This is a genomic window from Mesorhizobium sp. P2_D6 (genome assembly GCF_056404315.1).
On record NZ_JBFUEG010000004.1, the window covers coordinates 15,483 to 30,278 of the forward strand.

General features: G+C 63.0%; 21 protein-coding genes. 9 read left to right on the forward strand and 12 right to left on the reverse strand.

What is annotated here, in order from left to right:
* Nucleotides 1-36: 36 nt before the first annotated feature.
* The gene (locus AC1D1L_RS09665; RefSeq protein ID WP_477340800.1) at nucleotides 37-756 is read left to right on the forward strand and encodes a helix-turn-helix transcriptional regulator; all 720 of its coding nucleotides are present in this window, start codon (nucleotides 37-39) and stop codon (nucleotides 754-756) included.
* 59 nt (nucleotides 757-815) lie between these two features.
* Here AC1D1L_RS09665 and AC1D1L_RS09670 read toward each other — a convergent pair whose 3' ends face one another.
* The 3 genes from AC1D1L_RS09670 to AC1D1L_RS09680 form a co-directional block, all read right to left on the reverse strand.
* Nucleotides 816-1,508 (reverse strand): DUF1013 domain-containing protein, encoded by a 693-nt coding sequence (locus AC1D1L_RS09670; protein WP_032931999.1) that lies wholly within the window; start codon nucleotides 1,506-1,508, stop codon nucleotides 816-818.
* A 322-nt stretch (nucleotides 1,509-1,830) separates the two neighbouring features.
* Complete coding sequence (locus AC1D1L_RS09675) at nucleotides 1,831-1,971, reverse strand: DUF1127 domain-containing protein (RefSeq protein WP_023670143.1); 141 nt, start codon at nucleotides 1,969-1,971, stop codon at nucleotides 1,831-1,833.
* 297 nt (nucleotides 1,972-2,268) lie between these two features.
* A complete protein-coding gene (locus AC1D1L_RS09680) occupies nucleotides 2,269-3,279 on the reverse strand; it encodes an NAD(P)H-quinone oxidoreductase (RefSeq protein WP_477340802.1) in 1,011 nt (336 codons plus the stop codon).
* A gap of 112 nt (nucleotides 3,280-3,391) precedes the next feature.
* Between AC1D1L_RS09680 and AC1D1L_RS09685 the strand changes: the two genes are divergently transcribed.
* The 4 genes from AC1D1L_RS09685 (at nucleotide 3,392) to AC1D1L_RS09700 (ending at nucleotide 5,688) form a co-directional block, all read left to right on the forward strand.
* A complete protein-coding gene (locus tag AC1D1L_RS09685; protein WP_477305955.1) occupies nucleotides 3,392-3,586 on the forward strand; it encodes a DUF1192 domain-containing protein in 195 nt (64 codons plus the stop codon).
* 8 nt (nucleotides 3,587-3,594) lie between these two features.
* Nucleotides 3,595-4,938, forward strand: a complete 1,344-nt coding sequence (locus tag AC1D1L_RS09690; RefSeq protein ID WP_477340804.1) for an MFS transporter — start codon at nucleotides 3,595-3,597, stop codon at nucleotides 4,936-4,938.
* Between the two features lie 32 nt (nucleotides 4,939-4,970).
* Entirely contained in the window at nucleotides 4,971-5,234 is a 264-nt protein-coding gene (locus AC1D1L_RS09695; RefSeq protein ID WP_023706277.1) for an ArsR/SmtB family transcription factor, read from the forward strand.
* A gap of 64 nt (nucleotides 5,235-5,298) precedes the next feature.
* On the forward strand, nucleotides 5,299-5,688 hold the full coding sequence (locus AC1D1L_RS09700) for a hypothetical protein (protein WP_477340806.1): 390 nt from the start codon (nucleotides 5,299-5,301) through the stop codon (nucleotides 5,686-5,688).
* A 15-nt stretch (nucleotides 5,689-5,703) separates the two neighbouring features.
* Here AC1D1L_RS09700 and AC1D1L_RS09705 read toward each other — a convergent pair whose 3' ends face one another.
* From AC1D1L_RS09705 to AC1D1L_RS09720, 4 genes are all read right to left on the reverse strand, one after another.
* Nucleotides 5,704-6,168 carry an SRPBCC family protein gene (locus AC1D1L_RS09705; RefSeq protein WP_477340808.1) on the reverse strand — a complete coding sequence of 155 codons (465 nt, stop codon included), beginning with the start codon at nucleotides 6,166-6,168 and terminating at the stop codon, nucleotides 5,704-5,706.
* An 11-nt stretch (nucleotides 6,169-6,179) separates the two neighbouring features.
* Complete coding sequence (locus AC1D1L_RS09710; protein ID WP_477340810.1) at nucleotides 6,180-6,518, reverse strand: ArsR/SmtB family transcription factor; 339 nt, start codon at nucleotides 6,516-6,518, stop codon at nucleotides 6,180-6,182.
* 6 nt (nucleotides 6,519-6,524) lie between these two features.
* A complete protein-coding gene (locus AC1D1L_RS09715) occupies nucleotides 6,525-7,181 on the reverse strand; it encodes a glutathione S-transferase family protein (protein ID WP_477340812.1) in 657 nt (218 codons plus the stop codon).
* Between the two features lie 116 nt (nucleotides 7,182-7,297).
* On the reverse strand, nucleotides 7,298-8,131 hold the full coding sequence (locus tag AC1D1L_RS09720; RefSeq protein ID WP_477340814.1) for an alpha/beta fold hydrolase: 834 nt from the start codon (nucleotides 8,129-8,131) through the stop codon (nucleotides 7,298-7,300).
* Nucleotides 8,132-8,233: 102 nt separating this feature from the next.
* On the opposite strand from AC1D1L_RS09720, the gene AC1D1L_RS09725 reads away from it, so the two are divergent.
* The 3 genes from AC1D1L_RS09725 (at nucleotide 8,234) to AC1D1L_RS09735 (ending at nucleotide 9,672) form a co-directional block, all read left to right on the forward strand.
* Nucleotides 8,234-8,761 (forward strand): winged helix-turn-helix transcriptional regulator, encoded by a 528-nt coding sequence (locus AC1D1L_RS09725; protein ID WP_477340816.1) that lies wholly within the window; start codon nucleotides 8,234-8,236, stop codon nucleotides 8,759-8,761.
* Nucleotides 8,762-8,840: 79 nt separating this feature from the next.
* Entirely contained in the window at nucleotides 8,841-9,080 is a 240-nt protein-coding gene (locus AC1D1L_RS09730; protein WP_352556605.1) for a hypothetical protein, read from the forward strand.
* A gap of 160 nt (nucleotides 9,081-9,240) precedes the next feature.
* A complete protein-coding gene (locus tag AC1D1L_RS09735) occupies nucleotides 9,241-9,672 on the forward strand; it encodes a GlcG/HbpS family heme-binding protein (RefSeq protein ID WP_192259297.1) in 432 nt (143 codons plus the stop codon).
* A 159-nt stretch (nucleotides 9,673-9,831) separates the two neighbouring features.
* Here AC1D1L_RS09735 and AC1D1L_RS09740 read toward each other — a convergent pair whose 3' ends face one another.
* From AC1D1L_RS09740 to AC1D1L_RS09755, 4 genes are all read right to left on the reverse strand, one after another.
* Complete coding sequence (locus AC1D1L_RS09740) at nucleotides 9,832-10,233, reverse strand: hypothetical protein (RefSeq protein WP_142869343.1); 402 nt, start codon at nucleotides 10,231-10,233, stop codon at nucleotides 9,832-9,834.
* 162 nt (nucleotides 10,234-10,395) lie between these two features.
* The gene (locus AC1D1L_RS09745; protein WP_477340818.1) at nucleotides 10,396-11,343 is read right to left on the reverse strand and encodes an agmatinase; all 948 of its coding nucleotides are present in this window, start codon (nucleotides 11,341-11,343) and stop codon (nucleotides 10,396-10,398) included.
* A 217-nt stretch (nucleotides 11,344-11,560) separates the two neighbouring features.
* On the reverse strand, nucleotides 11,561-11,743 hold the full coding sequence (gene rpmF, locus AC1D1L_RS09750) for a 50S ribosomal protein L32 (protein ID WP_008834724.1): 183 nt from the start codon (nucleotides 11,741-11,743) through the stop codon (nucleotides 11,561-11,563).
* Nucleotides 11,744-11,941: 198 nt separating this feature from the next.
* A complete protein-coding gene (locus AC1D1L_RS09755) occupies nucleotides 11,942-12,700 on the reverse strand; it encodes a biosynthetic peptidoglycan transglycosylase (protein WP_477340820.1) in 759 nt (252 codons plus the stop codon).
* Nucleotides 12,701-12,779: 79 nt separating this feature from the next.
* Here AC1D1L_RS09755 and AC1D1L_RS09760 point away from each other — a divergent pair, with 79 nt between their 5' ends.
* A complete protein-coding gene (locus AC1D1L_RS09760; RefSeq protein ID WP_477340822.1) occupies nucleotides 12,780-13,697 on the forward strand; it encodes a polyprenyl synthetase family protein in 918 nt (305 codons plus the stop codon).
* 39 nt (nucleotides 13,698-13,736) lie between these two features.
* On the opposite strand, the gene AC1D1L_RS09765 is transcribed toward AC1D1L_RS09760, so the two are convergent.
* Nucleotides 13,737-14,738, reverse strand: coding sequence for an NADP-dependent oxidoreductase (locus AC1D1L_RS09765; protein ID WP_477340824.1), 1,002 nt, complete (start codon nucleotides 14,736-14,738; stop codon nucleotides 13,737-13,739).
* Nucleotides 14,739-14,796: the final 58 nt, after the last annotated feature.

A 14,796-nucleotide genomic window follows, 5' to 3' on the forward strand; every position in this document is an offset into this window, starting at 1 on the left:
ACGACATTCATAGAAACGCAGCCGAGGGACCATACGATGCGCCGTGCCGACAGGCTCTTCCAGATCGTGCAGCATCTGCGCGGTGGCAGATTGGTCACCGCCCAGAAGCTCGGCACCTGGCTCGAGGTTTCCGAACGAACCATCTACCGCGATATTGCCGATTTGCAGTCGACCGGGGTGCCGATCGATGGCGAGGCGGGCGTTGGCTACATGATGAGGGAGGGTTTCGACCTTCCGCCGCTGATGTTCACGCGTGACGAGATCGTGGCCCTGGTCGCCGGCGCTCGCATGGTGCGCGCCTTTGGCGGCGCTGCCATGGCGCGCGCCGCCGACGAGGCGCTGGTCAAGATCGGCGCGGTGCTGCCCGACGCCGAAAAGGACCGCATCGCCCGCACCGAGATCCATACGCCGATGTGGGTGGTGAGCGACGCTGCCCGCGAGGCGATCGACCTGATCGAGCGCGCCGTCGAGAAGCGTCAGGTGCTGACCATCGACTATCGCGACGAGGCCGGCCGCAGCACCGGGCGCGATATCCGCCCGCTCGGCCTGTGGTTCTGGGGCAAGGTGTGGACGTTGATCGCCTGGTGCGAGATGCGCGAAGATTTCCGCGCCTTCCGCATCGACCGCATCGCCTCGGTGGTCATCGCCGGCCGCATCTTCAAGCCGGAGCGCGGCAAACAGCTCGCCGATTTCTACCGCGCGGTCGAACGCTCAGAGGATTACGGCATTACGCCGGACCGGGCAGCCCGCAGCTGAGACCTACCTCCAACAAAAAAGCCCGCACGAAGCGGGCTTTTTTGTTGATGTGGCGAAGCCTACTCGTCGTCGGTATCTTCGTTCTTGGACTTGAGCGCCGAGAGCTTGGCGAACACGGCGTTGGCGTCGAGCTCAGCATCCTCGTCCTTCGGCTTCTCCGGCGCCGGCACCAGCCGCTCGGTCAAGGCTGCCGGCAGCAGCGTGTCACCGACAGGCTGCGCCTGTTCGCGGCCGCGCGAGGCGCGGTTGACTTCCATGTCGAGGTCGATCTGCGAGGCGAGACCCAGCGTCACCGGATCCATCGGCTGCAGATTGGCCGAGTTCCAGTGCTTGCGCTCGCGGATCTGTTCGATCGTCGACTTGGTGGTGCCAACCAGGCGCGAAATCTGCGCGTCCTTCAATTCCGGGTGGTTGCGCACCAGCCACAGGATGGCATTGGGTCGGTCCTGGCGCTTCGACAGGGGCGTGTAGCGCGGCCCCTTGCGCTTGGATTCCGGCACCCGCACCTTGGGGTCGGACAGTTTCAGGCGCTGGTTCGGATCCTTCTCGGCGCGCGCGATCTCGTCGCGGGTCAGTTGCCCCGTCATGATCGGGTCCATGCCCTTGATGCCTTGCGCCGATTCGCCGTCGGCGATCGCCTTGACCTCGAGCGGATGCAGTCCGCAGAACTGCGCGATCTGCTCGAAGGAGAGCGCGGTGTTGTCGACCAGCCAGACGGCGGTCGCCTTGGGCATCAGCAGCGTATTGGCCATTTCAAAAATCCTTCTCGTTCGCCCGCGTTCCCGCGCGGGCGGTGGTTTAGAGCCACCAAAATGGGAAATTCGCGGCCTGTATAACCGCTCCGCCGCCGTTTCGCAATGTTTTTGGCGCAGGGTGCCCGCCGGACGCAGACTGCGTGGAGGTCGGAAAAGCCTCGGCCTCGGCGATCGTTGATGCCGAGTCATAAAAAGAGGGTCCAAAACGACAAAACCCGCCGGACAGGGTCCAGCGGGCTCGGAACCGGCGACGGTAAACGTCTGCTGCGGCTCTTGCTTCCAGCACATGGCCAGGCCTTACGGCCGGCCATGCTCCGAATTAGATGGCCTTGCGGGCAATCCGCTCGATGTCGCCGCGGCTGATGCCGAGGTCGCTGAGCTGACGGGCGTTGAGCTTGTTCAGCTCGCGCACGGTTTCGTTGTACATACGCCAGTTACGGAAAGCGCGGATCGGGTTCATGGTATTCCTCCAGTTGTTGGATCAAATCGTTTCGATGACGCTTAGATAGGCAGTGCTGCCCACGAATTGAACAGACGTCTTTGCATAGCCGCAATGCAAATGCTGCATTGCACCATTAAGGTTCTGTTCATCTTGCTAGCAGCGGACACACGCCCAGGGCGTGTCGAGATTCAGGTCAGGCCGAGTCGAAAATGGTGGCGTCCGAGAACCGGAGCGGAGCGTACTTTTTGTACGTGAGCACCGGAAGCGCAGGACGCCATCATTTGCAGACCGGCCTCACCTGAACATCGATATGCCCTAGCCGACGTCGAGAACGATCTTGCCTATATGCTCGCCCTCTTCCATGCGCTCATGCGCGCGCCAGGCGTCGGCCAGCGGGAAGATCATGTCCATGACCGGCGACACTTTGCGTGTGCCGAGCAGCGGCCACACCTGCGCTTCGAGCGCCGCAGCGATCGCTGCCTTGAACTCGACCGTGCGGGGCCGCAGCGTCGAGCCGGTATGGGTCAGCCGCTTGACCATGATTTTTGAAAAATCGGCGCTCGCCACCGCGCCGGCCTGGACGGCGATCTGGACGATCCGGCCCTCGACCGCCGCCGCCTCATAGTTGCGCGCGACATAGTCGCCGCCGACCATGTCGAGAATGACGTCGGCGCCCTTGCCGCCGGTGGCATCCTTGACCGCGGTGACGAAATCCTCCTCGCGGTAGTTGATCGCCCGGTCGGCGCCGAGCTTCAGGCAGGCGTCGCACTTCTCCTTGCTGCCGGCAGTGGTGACGACATAGGCGCCGAAGGCCGACGCCAACTGGATCGCCGTGGTGCCGATGCCCGACGAGCCGCCATGCACGAGCAATGTCTCGCCTTTCTTCAGGCCGCCGCGCTCGAACACATTGTGCCAGACGGTGAAATAGTTTTCCGGCACCGCGGCCGCTTCGGTATGGGTGAAGCCGGCAGGCAGCGGCAGCACGCTGCCGGCATGAACCTTGACATATTCGGCATAACCACCGCCAGGCGTCAGCGCGCAGACCCGGTCGCCGATGCGCCAGCGCGAAATCTCGTCACCAAGGGCTGCCACTTCGCCCGATGCCTCGAGGCCGGGCAGGTCCGAGGCGCCGGGCGGCGGCGGATAGGCGCCCTTGCGCTGCTGCACGTCGGGCCGGTTGACGCCGGCCGCGCACACCCGGATCAGGATTTCGCCGGGACCGGGCACCGGCACATCGCGCGTTTCCGGTTTCAGCACCCGCGGCCCGCCGGGCTGCGAAATTGCAATGGCCGTCATCCTGGCTGGAATTTTCTGTCCGCTTGCCATGAAATTTCCCGTCTTGCCGCGCCGGCTTGCCGCCGGCTGTTTGCATCAGCGCCCCTGCCCTATGTATGCTGATTGCCAGATCAGGCAAATGCTGAATGAGCGAGGAGCGACGATGGCGATCTTCGACGACGAACCAAAAAAGAAAGCCCGGCCGCATGAGATCGGGCAGGATCTGTCGCTGCTTTCGGTCGGTGACCTGACCGAGCGGATCGGCATATTGCGCGACGAGATCGCCCGGCTGGAAGCCGAACTCCAGACCAAGGACAGTACCAAATCGGCTGCCGAAGCCCTGTTTCGCCGCGGCTAGTTTTGGCGTTGGTTTCAGCGCCGAAGCATTCGCCGCCGAAAAGCCCGAATGCGCCTGTCTTCAGAGTCGCCCCCGCTTTCAGAACTGACAAGCCCCTCCAGCCGGATCAAACAATGTTTGCAAGTTACAGACCGATCCTCTCGCTGCTTCGCGGCACTGCTTTCCTGCTCGCGGCTTCGGGATTGCACGGCCTGCTGCTGCCGTTGCGCGGCCAGATCGAAGGGTTTTCCACCGCATCGCTCGGCCTGATGGGCACCGCCTGGGCCGGCGGCTTCGTCACCGGCTGCTTCTTCGCACCGCGCCTGGTGCGCCGCGCGGGCCATGTCAGGGCGTTCGGCGCCTTTGCCGCGTCGGGCGCTATCGTCGCCCTGCTCACCGGCCTGATCATCGACGAATATGTCTGGATCCTGCTTCGCGCCTTCACCGGTTTCACCATGGCCGGCGCCTTCATGGTCATCGAAAGCTGGCTGAACGAAAAGGCCACCAATGAGAACCGCGGCACCGTCTTCGGCCTCTACATGATGGTCACCTATGCCTCGATCATGGGCGGCCAGATGATCGTTGCCGGCGGCGACGTCAAATCGGCATCGCTGTTCATGATCACCGGCATATTGTTCTGCCTGTCGCTGATCCCGACTGCGGTGTCATCGGCCTCGTCTCCCAAGCCGTTGCAGGACGTCAAGCTCGACGTCAAAGGGCTTTATGCCAACTCACCGGTGTCGGCGGTCGCCTGCCTGTTGGTCGGCATCGCCAACGGCGCCTGGGGCACGCTGGGCGCCGTCTATGGCGCCCGCATCGGCATTTCCACGGCCGAGATCGCGCTGATGATGAGCCTTGTGGTTGTTGCCGGTGCCGCCATGCAGCTTCCGGCCGGGCGCCTCTCCGACAAGACCGACCGTCGTTTCGTGCTGGCGGGCGCCGCTTTCGGCGCCGCACTGTTCGCCATCCTGATCTTCCTGTTCGAACCGCACTCCTCGGTTCTCGTCATTGTGCTCACCGCCGCCTATGGCGCCTTTGCCTACACGCTCTATTCGATCGCGGTGGCGCATGCCAACGACCACGCGCGCGCCGAGGATTTCGTCAAGGTCTCGGGCGGCCTGCTGCTTTTGTACGGGTTCGGCACCATGATCGGGCCCTTGCTTGCCGCCGCTTTGATGGGCTGGTTCCGCCCCGAAGGCCTGTTCCTGGCCACCGCTCTGGCGCATCTCAGCCTCGCCGCCTACACGCTGCTGCGCATCAGCCGCCGCGCGCCGGTGCCGATCGAAGACCGCGATGCCTTCAAGACCCAGCCGGCCGACCGCTCGGTCACCCCTGAAGCATTGCGGCTCAGAAAAGCGGAAGCTGACGGTTGAGATTTGAAAAACTTTGCCCCACAAGTATAGGCATGATCTTTTCTGACGCCTTCATGGCGATTGCCGATCCCAACCGGCGCTATCTCTTGGAAGAGCTCCGGCGCGGTCCGAAAACCGTCAACGAACTGGCTTCGGGCCTGCCAGTCTCTCGCCCGGCCGTGTCTCAGCATTTGAAAGTATTGCTGGACGCCGGTCTGGTTCAGGCCAAGGCCGAAGGCACGAGGCGGGTCTATACGGTCAGCAGTGCCGGCTTCCTCAAGCTCAATATTTGGCTAGACCAGTTCTGGGAAGCATAGGCCGGGCGCGACGCGGAAAATACAGCCGGTCCTTGCCCCTTGCCTTACGACAGGAGGACCACCGATGCGACGCGAAACGCTTCTTGGTGCCGTGACTGCGGTTAATCTGGTTTTGTTCGTCGCCCTCGCTTTGATGCAGATTCTCCCGGCCAAAGCGCAGGACAGCGCAGGCATCCTGCGGGGCAGCGGTCTTGAAATCGTCGACAGCGAAGGCCGGCTGCGCTCCAGCATTTCGATCCTGCCGGCGACTGCAGGCGAGGCCGGGACCGTGTTGTTCCGGCTGATCCCCGAAAACGGCCAGCCCTCGGTCAAGATCGCTGCCTCGACCGCCAGCGCCGGGCTGAGCTTCGTTGGCGGCGACGATGTCAGCTATGTCATCCTGGAGGCTGACGGGCCTAAAACCCGGCTCAAGATGGTGGAACCAGAGGGCCGGGAGAAGGTGATTGCGCCATAGGCCGCAATTTGCGCTTCAGACGTCCGCGGCAAGCGCCTTGCCCAGCGCATCGAGCAGAAACCCGGTTCCATGCTCGCGCGACGAAGACGTGTCGTGGCCATCAAGAAACGCGCCCTGCTCGGTCAGCACCAGCCGCGTGCCTGTGCCTTCCGGGCGGAGCTCCATTGTCGCCAGCGAAACCGAGATTCTGACATCGCCGGCCAGCATGTCATAGCTGTAGACGATGCGCTCATTGGGCACGATGTCCAGATAGGTGGCGGCGAAGGTATAGAGCGGTCCCTCCTTGGGCCCGCCGACATTGATCTCCTTGCCGCCGATGCGGAAATCCATCTCGTAGCGGCTGGGTCGTGGGCTGTCCGGATCGGCAAACCAGCGCCGCTTGGCGGCCGCATCGCTCAGCGCGAAATAGACTTTCGCCGGCGCCGCCGGATAGACGCGCTCAAGCACGAAGGTGGAGTGGACGACGGATCGTTCGGTCAAAATGGCCTCCTTCAGTTTTCTGAGTCTTCGGTCTCGGCGAGAAAAGCGCCCAGCCGGTCGAGCCGGCGTTCCCATGTCAGCCGCCGTTCGTTGATCCAGTGTTCAGCGCTGCGCAGCGCCTGCGGCGCGATCTGGCAAGTGCGCACGCGGCCGAGCTTTTCCGAGCGCACCAGCCCGCTTGCCTCGAGCACGTTCAGATGCTGGACGACGGCCGACAGCGACATCGCCAGCGGTTCGGCCAGCTGGCTGACCGAAGCCGGCCCGCGCGACAGCCGTTCGACCATGCTGCGCCGCGCCGGATCGGCAAGCGCCTGGAACATCAGGTCGAGCTGGGCGGGATCGTGCAGCATGGCAGGTTAGCCGTTGTTGTAGGGGAAGAACTTAAAGTAGGGCTGCGCCTCCTCGATCACCCTGGAGAAGGACGGCCGCTTGAGCAGGCGGTCGTGGTAGCGTTTCACCGCCGGATAGTTGTCGCCGAACGGCTCGACCTTGTTGGCATAGAAGAGCGCCGGCGAGGCCGCACAGTCGGCCATGGTGAAGGTGCGGCCGGCCGCCCAGATTTTCGAGCGCATCTCCTCCTCGACGATCGCGTAGGCGTTGCGCAGTTGCGCGTGCGCCTCCTCGACCCCGAACGGATCGGTCTTGTCCTGCGGCCGCAACCTGTCGCCGACGATCTTCTGCATCGGCGCCTGCATATAGAAATCGTAGAAACGGTCGGCCTGGCGGACTTGGAGAGCGAGGTCAGCCTCGGCCGGGATGAGCTCGACCGGCCCTGGATAATGCGCGGCCAGATATTCGATGACGATGGTGGATTCCAGCACCGTGCGGTTGCGCGCGTCGTCGCGCAGCGCCGGCATCTTGCCGGTCGGCGACACCTTCAGGAACGCCGCGCGCGACTGCTCGTCGCCGAGATCGACGATGACCGGCGTGAACGGCGTGGCGTTCTCGTAAAACGCAATCAGCGGTTTCCAGCAGAACGATGCCAGCGGATGAAAATGCAACGTCAGGGACATTTTTTGCTCGTCTGTTTGTGGTTCGTCGCTGCTGGAGCGATGCCAGTCAGCGCAACACTGAAGCATTTACTTAACTATTGCCGTGAGGCGACTGTGTCAAGGTTCCGGCCCGCCCGTCAGGGTTTGGTATGCGCGACGAGGGCGGCGACAATGATCGGCCAATCCTGAGGATGCAGTTCGTGGCCACCGCCTTCGATGCGGACAAGCCGTGCGCCGGCAACAGCGTCGGCAAGGGCAGCGCCATGCTCGACCGGAAAGATCGGATCCGATGTCCCATGAATGACGAGCAGCGGCGCCTCGATCTCGTGCAGGCGCCCTTTCACATCCTCGCCGCCTTTCAGTATGAAATGGTTGGTCGCGCTCAAAAAGCCGCCGGATCGGTCATAGTCCTGTTCGATGAATGCCCGCATCGCCTTCTCGTCGAACGGATGCGCGGTGCTTGCGATGGCGTGGGCGTCCTTGACGACGAAGCCGACCACCTGCTCGCGGTTCGACCAGTCGACCTTGGCGCCGTCCGCCGAGTGCTCCATATAGGCCTCGGTCGTCCCCGGCAGATGCGATGTATCGATCCCCACCGGCGAACTGCTGATCACCGTCAATGTGATGACACGCGAGGGGTGTCTCAGCGCCAGCCGTTGCGCGATCATGCCGCCCATCGACATCCCCACCACATGCGCCTTCCCGATGCCGTGGCTGTCGAGGACGCGCACGGCATCGTCCGCCATGTCATCGAATGTATACGGCGGCTCGCCCGGCGCATATTTGGTCGACAGGCCGGTGTCGCGGTTGTCGTAGCGGATCACGAAACGGCCTTCGCCGGCGAGTTTTTTGCAAAGCGACTCCGGCCACCACAGCATCGAGGCCATGGCGCCCATGATCAGCAGCATGGCCGGATCGCCGGGATCGCCAAACGTCTGGGAGACGATTTCGGGTGCTGCGGCCTTTGTCATGGGAATCTCCTCGCTTAAGCTTCAAACTGATTGCATTTTGCAATCGATTGCACGATAATAAAACTGATACGATAATGCAACTGGTTTTTTGGGGAGAGTCGGATGAAAACCGAACACCGCTCGGGATGCCCGATCAATCTGTCGCTGGAAGTATTCGGCGACCGCTGGAGCCTGATCATCCTGCGCGACATGATTTTTGGCGGCAAACGCCACTTTCGCGAGCTGCTCAACGGCTCGATCGAGGGCATCGCTTCCAACATCCTGGCTGACCGGCTGAAGCGGCTGATGGAACTCGGCATGCTGACCAAGGCTGACGATCCCTCGCACAAGCAGAAGGCGATCTACAGCCTGACCGAGATGGCCATCACGCTGGTGCCGATCATGGCGCATCTCGGTGCCTGGGGCCGCGTCTGGCTGCCAGTCAGCGAGGAGTTGTCGATCCGCGCCGAACTGCTGGAGAAGGGCGGTCCGCCAATGTGGGAGCAGTTCATGGACGAGTTGCGCCACGACCATCTGGGGACGCCAGTTGCAGCGGCGGGGCGGCCTTCCGTCCGCGCCACATTGCAGGCCGGATACGAGGCGGTGGTCGCTCGCAAGGCGTCGAGCGCCGGCCAAGCCGCCGCCTTCTGACCAACTTATTTTCCCATTTATGGGGCGGCTCTGCTATCAAGGGGCTGAAAAACATAATTTATGGGATTGGATAACGCTCTTGGTTGAGAACTCTAAGGATACTGCCCGCGCCCGGGCAGATATGCGTTTCAAGAAGCAGGAAGATGCAGCCACGGTGCGGCAAAAGGCGATGGCGGAGTATGTCGCCGAGGCCGACGCCCGCCAGGCCAAGACCAACAAGCTCCGGGCATTGCGCCTTGCCAAGGAAGCCGAAGATCTCGCCAACGCACCTGCCGCCCCGGTCAAGAAGCCGGCGCGGGCCAAGAAAAAAATCGCCTGACGATTCCCATGGTCGATGGCAGACTGGAAGCGGCTGAGCATATCGGCCACGCCCCCGCCTGCCATTCCGCTTTCCCACGCGAAGCAATTTCAACCGCAACCGGGATTTCGCATCTCGCGTGTCAGGCCGATGATTGACGCGTTTTGAACAGGAGACAGCCATGACCGCACTGACCCTCGAAAAGGCCAAGCACATAATCGACGCCGCTTTCGCCAAGGGCGCCGAGCTGAAGCTGAAGCCGCTCGGCGTCTCCGTGCTCGATGCCGGCGCTCACCTCGTCGCCTTCCAGCGTCAGGACGGCGCCTCGTTCCTGCGCCCGCAAATGTCGGCCGGCAAGGCCTATGGCGCGCTCGCCATCGGCATGGGTTCGCGCCGTGTCGAGGCCTTCGCCAAGGAGCGGCCGCATCTCGTCGCCGGCATTTCCGATGTCTCGGGCGGGCGCGTCCTGCCGGTGGTCGGCGGCGTGCTGATCCGCGACAAGTCAGGCGCCGTCATCGGCGCCGTCGGCATATCGGGCGATACGTCGGACAATGACGAAGCCGCCGCCATTGCCGGCATCGAGGCCGCCGGCTTCACCGCCGACCCGGGCTGAAGCGTCGGCGATATGTAGGATGTGTTGAGATTCAGGTCAGGCCGAGTCGAAAATGGTGGCTTCCGAGAACCGGAGCGGAGCGTACTTGAAGTACGTGAGCACCGGAAGCGCAGGAAGCCGGCATTTGCAGGCCGGCCTCACCTGAATATCAGCGCATCCTTAGTTCAGATTAATATCCCGGCTCGCAGACCGCATCGAGACCGAGAAACCGGCCAGCACGTCGAACAGCGCGATCACCATCAGCGTGAAGAAGACGGAGTGCGCCGCGCCCTTCACCAGCAGGAACTCGACCAGGAACGCCACGAAGACTAGCGTCGACAACAGATGGTCCATGATCGAGGCGTTCGTGGTGCGCACCGATTTCACCATTTCGAGAAACAGGAAGATCAGCCCGATCACCACCATCAGGTCGCCGAGCGTCATCGAAAACACCCCGCCAGACATCATGCGGAATGAGAAGATTTCGGTGGCCCACGGATCGTCGCCACTGCCGAATATTCCGAGGAGTCCGAGATTGTAGGCCACGAAGGGAACGATCAGCAGCGGGATAGCACCGAACATCAGGCGTCTCCTCTAGCAATTCCAGGAAAGTGTGAGCGGTCCGGAATTGCGTAAACAATGGGGGCACCTTCTGTAGAATGCCCCGCAAGCACGCCGTCAAGATTTTTCGCTAACAGCCGTGAACACGGTCGAAGACCGGGTGCAACAACCGTGTCACCCGGCTCAGCGCCTGAACTGCCCGGTGCGCACCGCAGCGCCGATGGCGCTGAGGATGATAGTGCCGGCGGTCATCGATGTGATCTCGTTGACGTCGCGCGCCGGCGCGATCTCGACGATGTCCATGCCGACGACGCGCCCCTTGGCGAACAGCCCTTTGATCAACTCGATCGTCTGCCGGTAGCTGATGCCGCCAGGCGCCGGCCCTTCGACCGCCGGCATGACAGCGGGGTCGAGACCGTCGGCGTCGATGGTCAGGTAGTAGCGGCCGCCATCCGGGATGCGCTTGAGCAGCGCCGCCGTTCCGATATCCTGCCATTCATCGGCGGTGACGATGTTGGAGCCGTAGGCGCGGGCCGCCTCGACCTCCTCAAGCCGGGCGCTGCCCTGTCCGCGGATGCCGAGCTGGAAAATCTCGGCGATATGCGCCATCTCGGAAGCGCGGCGGATGGGACTGGAATAGCCTTCCCTGACGCCGTTGACGTTGTCGCGCCAGTCGAGATGGGCATCGATCTGCACCAGGGTGATCGGCCCTTCGCCATCAAACGCCCGGAAGATCGGGATCGGAATGCCGTGATCGCCGCCGATGGTAATCGGCAAGGCGCCGGCTGCGCGGATCTTGCGGATCGCCGCTTCTGCCCGCCGGTAGTGGCCACCAGCGGCATCGCCGGGGACATCGCCGACATCGACCACCTTGACGTCCTGTCCGTCGAACAGGGTCCCGCCAATGTCGAAATCATAACGGTCGAGCCCGAGACTGATGCGCTGCGAGGCGCGCCGAACCGCGGTCGGCGCGTTGGTCTGGTCGTTGATCAGCTCGTCGATCGTGTAGGGACTGCCGTAAGGCATGCCGATGATGGCGACATCGGCCTTCAGCGCATCGAGATCCTCGACCAGCGGGAAATTCATGAAGGTCTGAAACACATCGCGCGGCGCTGTGGTGAGCTTGGTCATGCGGTTTCCTCTGTCGCCCCACCAACGGTGCAGGCACGTGCTTCAGCCGCAATCGCGGCGACGCAACGCAATACAGCACCGCGACGGCTGCGTGTATCGCCAGCGACCGTTCGGCCTTTGGCATAGAGAACGGCGCGAAGCAGCCAGGCGGCCATCAAACGCAAAAAGACCGGCCAATGGCCGGTCTTTTGGGTATTCAACCTTCGAAAAGCTGGTCTCAGCTTTCCTTGGGCGTCAAAACCTGGCGGCCGCGATACATGCCGGTCTTCAGGTCGATGTGGTGCGGGCGGCGCATTTCGCCGGAATTCTTGTCCTCGACATAGGTCGGGGCCTTGAGAGCGTCGGCCGAGCGGCGCATGCCGCGCTTGGACGGAGAGGTTTTTCGTTTCGGAACGGCCATGGATATGCTCCACTACATGGTCAAAATGCCCCGATAGCCCTCGTGAAAGGGCCGCGTCAGGGCCATAATCTGAGAAAGTCGGGTGCCTATACACGCCCTGCGCCGTTTTGGCCAGCACTGCGGCAAATTTTTTTGCCGGCACCACAAGTTGTGCCGGGATTTGAGGCCAAGCCGGCCTCGTCTGAATATCGGCGCAGCTTAGTCCAAACACCCGACATAGGCGCCGGAGCGCCCGGCACGGCGTTCGATCAGCGACGCCAGCCGCCGCAGCCCGGGACCCGGCTTGGCCGGATTGCGGGCGATCGGGTTGGGCAGCGAGACCGCGAGCAATGCTGCCTGCCGCCGCGACAGCCGTTTTGCCGAAACGCCGAAATGATGCTGCGCCGCCGCCTCGATGCCGTAAATGCCCGGTCCCCACTCGGCGATGTTGAGATAGATCTCCATGATCCGCCGTTTCGACATCACCGCGTCGAAATAGACGGCCAGCGGCAGTTCGACCACCTTGCGCACCGAGCCCAGCGGCCGTGACCACAGGAAAAGGTTCTTCACCGTCTGCATGGTGATGGTCGAGGCGCCGCGCGTTGCCTCGCCGGCCAGCGCATCGTCGACGACGCCGCGCAATTCGCCGACGTCGACGCCGCGATGGAAGCAGAACTGCCCGTCCTCCGACATGATCACCGAATTGGCCAGCACCGGCGAAACATCGTCGATCGACACCCAGCGCCGGTCGTAGCCGGAAAACGTCGCCAGGTCCTTCACCATCAAGGTCGATATCGGATGCACGAAGGACGGCAGGTAAAGGAACGTGAGCACAATGGGTATCGCCGCCAGCACGGCGACGACGACCAGGCAGCGCCGAGCCATGCGCTTCAGACCGGCGCGGTTCACGCGCCTCGGTCGCGCCATGTCCAGCCCTTCGGTTTCATGATCGACGATCGGTTCCGTCAAGCCGCCCACCCGCGCCACTCTCCCGCCTCCGGCATAATGGCGCGAGGCTTCTTGCGCAACGTCTGAGTGTCGGCTACCGCTCCCGGCCATGACGAAAGACGAGCAAATGGCCTTTGAAGCCGCACTTTTGGTGCGGGCGGCGGCGATCGAGACCGAGCTCAGGCTGTTGCTTGACGGCCGCACGCTTGCCGGCGAGATCGCCCGGCCGGAGCGCCTGATGGCGGCCATGCGGCATGGCGTGCTGAACGGCGGCAAGCGGCTGCGCCCCTTCCTGGTCATGGAAAGTGCCGCTCTTTTTGGCGCCGATGGCGAGGCGGCACTCCGCGTGGCGGCGGCACTCGAATGCGTGCATTGCTATTCGCTGATCCATGACGATCTGCCTGCTATGGACGATGACGATCTGCGCCGCGGCCAGCCGACCGTGCACAAGGCCTTCGACGACGCCACCGCCATCCTGGCCGGCGACGCACTGTTGACGCTTGCCTTCGATATCCTCGCCGATGAGGCGACGGCCTTGCCGGCGGAGCGCAGGGCAGCCCTTGTGCTGGCGCTGGCCCGTGCCGCCGGCGCCGGCGGCATGGTCGGCGGCCAGACGCTCGACCTCGAAGCCGAGCGCAACAGGCCGGACGAAGCCGGCATCATCCGGCTGCAGGCGATGAAGACCGGCGCGCTGATCCGCTTCGCCTGCGAAGCCGGCGCCATCATTGCCGGCGCCGCCCCGCAGGACCGTGACCGGCTGGCCGAATTCGGCTCGGCGGTCGGGCTTGCCTTCCAGCTTGCCGACGATCTGCTCGACCTGACTGCCGACGCCAGCCAGATGGGCAAGGCGACCGGCAAGGACGCCGCTGCCGGCAAGGCGACGCTGGTTGCGCTGCACGGCACGAATTGGGCTCGCAGCCAGCTCAATGGCCTGGTCAAGCAGGCGCATGAATTGCTTGAGCCTTACGGCGAACAGGCCGCCCTGCTGAAGGCTGCGGCAAGTTTCGTGGCAATCCGCAACAACTGAGGTTTTGGCTATTGGCAGATGGGCGCTTCCGTGGGCTCGCTATCTGACCTTGACGACGACTTTGCCCTTGGCACGTCCTGTTTCGACGTAAGCCAGCGCCTCATTGGTCGCTTCAAAGGGAAAGACCCTGTCGACAACCGGGCGGATCGCCCCATCTTCGATGAGGGACGTGATTTTGCTCAGCTGATCACCTTGCGCCCACATGAAGAGGAACGAAAATCCCACGCCTCGGCGCTTGGCTTTGGTCCGGATACCGCGGCTCAGCAGGCGCAGCAGGAGCCTTAGCACCACGTTCAGTCCCTGCTTCCTGGCAAATTCGGGATCCGGCGGACCGGATATGGAGATGAGCTTGCCGCCCGGCTTCAGCACATTCAGGGATTTTTCAAGCGTCTTGGCGTCCTGGCTGTTCAGGACGACGTCGTAACCCGACAAGACGTTCTCGAAGTCGTCTTTCTTGTAGTCGACGACGACGTCGGCGCCGAGACCCTTGACCAGGTCGGCACTCGCCGCGCTCGCCGTTGTCGCAACGGTCGCGCCGAGATGCTTTGCCAGTTGGATGGCGAATGTCCCCACACCGCCGGAGCCAGCCTGGACGAAGATCTTCTGGCCCTTCTTCAGCCCTGCCCTCTCGATGAGAGCTTGCCAGGCGGTCAGACCCACCAGAGGGATTGAAGCCGCTTCTTCCATGCTGAGGTTTGCGGGCTTCAGGGCCACATCGGCTTCATCGATCGCGATGAATTCGGCAAATGTCCCGATCCGACCGTCGCGCGGCCGCGCATAGACAGCGTCGCCGGGTTTGAATTTGCGGACTTTCGAGCCCACCCTGACAACCCTCCCAGCCACGTCGTGGCCGAGGATGAAGGGCCGGCGATAGGGCAGGATGAGCTTGAATTCGCCGGTTCTGATTTTGGAATCCAGCAGGTTCACCCCTGCGGCATGGATCTCGACCAGGACATCATTGTCCCCGAGCTCCGGCTCCGGCATCTCGGCCAGCCGCAGAATGCCTTTCTTGTTATATTTATCGACAACGAATGCCTTCATGGCAGTGACTTTCTGAAAATGTCTGTTGGTGTACCGTTTGTGCGCGAAATTCTCCGTC

What these genes read in the sequence shown, in the direction of transcription:
- AC1D1L_RS09760 (WP_477340822.1), top strand. Translation starts at nt 12,780, where the DNA reads ATGACGAAAGACGAGCAAATGGCCTTTGAAGCCGCACTTTTGGTGCGG.
- AC1D1L_RS09720 (WP_477340814.1), bottom strand. Translation starts at nt 8,131, where the DNA reads ATGACAAAGGCCGCAGCACCCGAAATCGTCTCCCAGACGTTTGGCGAT.
- AC1D1L_RS09735 (WP_192259297.1), top strand. Translation starts at nt 9,241, where the DNA reads ATGACCGCACTGACCCTCGAAAAGGCCAAGCACATAATCGACGCCGCT.
- AC1D1L_RS09715 (WP_477340812.1), bottom strand. Translation starts at nt 7,181, where the DNA reads ATGTCCCTGACGTTGCATTTTCATCCGCTGGCATCGTTCTGCTGGAAA.
- AC1D1L_RS09740 (WP_142869343.1), bottom strand. Translation starts at nt 10,233, where the DNA reads ATGTTCGGTGCTATCCCGCTGCTGATCGTTCCCTTCGTGGCCTACAAT.
- AC1D1L_RS09670 (WP_032931999.1), bottom strand. Translation starts at nt 1,508, where the DNA reads ATGGCCAATACGCTGCTGATGCCCAAGGCGACCGCCGTCTGGCTGGTC.
- AC1D1L_RS09745 (WP_477340818.1), bottom strand. Translation starts at nt 11,343, where the DNA reads ATGACCAAGCTCACCACAGCGCCGCGCGATGTGTTTCAGACCTTCATG.
- AC1D1L_RS09675 (WP_023670143.1), bottom strand. Translation starts at nt 1,971, where the DNA reads ATGAACCCGATCCGCGCTTTCCGTAACTGGCGTATGTACAACGAAACC.
- AC1D1L_RS09695 (WP_023706277.1), top strand. Translation starts at nt 4,971, where the DNA reads ATGATCTTTTCTGACGCCTTCATGGCGATTGCCGATCCCAACCGGCGC.
- AC1D1L_RS09710 (WP_477340810.1), bottom strand. Translation starts at nt 6,518, where the DNA reads ATGCTGCACGATCCCGCCCAGCTCGACCTGATGTTCCAGGCGCTTGCC.
- AC1D1L_RS09700 (WP_477340806.1), top strand. Translation starts at nt 5,299, where the DNA reads ATGCGACGCGAAACGCTTCTTGGTGCCGTGACTGCGGTTAATCTGGTT.
- AC1D1L_RS09765 (WP_477340824.1), bottom strand. Translation starts at nt 14,738, where the DNA reads ATGAAGGCATTCGTTGTCGATAAATATAACAAGAAAGGCATTCTGCGG.
- AC1D1L_RS09685 (WP_477305955.1), top strand. Translation starts at nt 3,392, where the DNA reads ATGGCGATCTTCGACGACGAACCAAAAAAGAAAGCCCGGCCGCATGAG.
- AC1D1L_RS09680 (WP_477340802.1), bottom strand. Translation starts at nt 3,279, where the DNA reads ATGGCAAGCGGACAGAAAATTCCAGCCAGGATGACGGCCATTGCAATT.
- AC1D1L_RS09665 (WP_477340800.1), top strand. Translation starts at nt 37, where the DNA reads ATGCGCCGTGCCGACAGGCTCTTCCAGATCGTGCAGCATCTGCGCGGT.
- rpmF (WP_008834724.1), bottom strand. Translation starts at nt 11,743, where the DNA reads ATGGCCGTTCCGAAACGAAAAACCTCTCCGTCCAAGCGCGGCATGCGC.
- AC1D1L_RS09725 (WP_477340816.1), top strand. Translation starts at nt 8,234, where the DNA reads ATGAAAACCGAACACCGCTCGGGATGCCCGATCAATCTGTCGCTGGAA.